At 66.8% G+C, this 875-nt stretch carries 1 protein-coding gene; it reads left to right on the top strand.

The features are described from left to right. Positions 1–700: MMPL family transporter (locus AC1DYX_RS31565; RefSeq protein WP_477266207.1), on the top strand; the 700-nt coding region annotated here is incomplete at its 5' end. Positions 701–875: the final 175 nt, after the last annotated feature.

Below are 875 nucleotides of genomic sequence, written 5' to 3' on the forward strand. Positions count from 1 at the left end.
GCTCACGCTGTATGTCTACCTGAAGGATCACAAGGCCGAGACCCTGACACGCGTGGTCGACGCGGTCGAGCGCTTCGCTGCCGCGCGCGGCAGCAAGGACGTGCGGTTCCAGCTCGCCGCCGGCAGCGCCGGCATCGAGGCGGCCACCAACATCGTCGTCAGGAAAGCCATGCGCGAGATGCTGTACTGGGTCTACGGCGCCGTGATCCWGCTGTGCTACGTGACGTTCCGCTCCTGGCGCGCCGTGATCGTGGCCGTGCTGCCGCTCGTGCTGACCTCGGTGCTGTGCGAGGTGCTGATGGTCACGCTCGGCATGGGGGTGAAGGTGGCGACGCTGCCCGTCATCGCGCTCGGCGTGGGCATCGGCGTCGACTATGCGCTGTACGTGCTGTCGGTGGTGCTCGGCCGCATGCGCGCGGGCATGAGCCTGTCGGACGCCTTCCATCACGCGCTGCAGTTCACGGGCCGCGTCGTGATCCTGACGGGCGTGACTCTGGCGATCGCCGTGGCGACCTGGATATTCTCGTCGATAAAATTCCAGGCCGACATGGGCATCCTGCTGGCGTTCATGTTCTTGTGGAACATGGCCGGTGCCCTCGTATTGCTGCCCGCGCTTGCGCATTTCCTGCTTCCCCAGGCGGCCCGGGCCGAGAAGCAGCAGGCCGTACGCGCCACCGCCTGGCGGACCGCGCGCAAATAGTCGCCCCATGGCGATCACGACAATGACATAAGGAGAATCGGACATGCCCAACCTTTGGCTCACAGCCGTGCCGGCGTTGGCCGGCCTTGCCGGGCTCCACTTCTGGCGGCGCTCGCGGATGAAACCTGGCCCGACGCCGAGGACCGGCGATCCGGACTCGCTGCGCATCCTGGAC

The sequence above is a fragment of the Massilia sp. P2_C2 genome, from assembly GCF_056404615.1.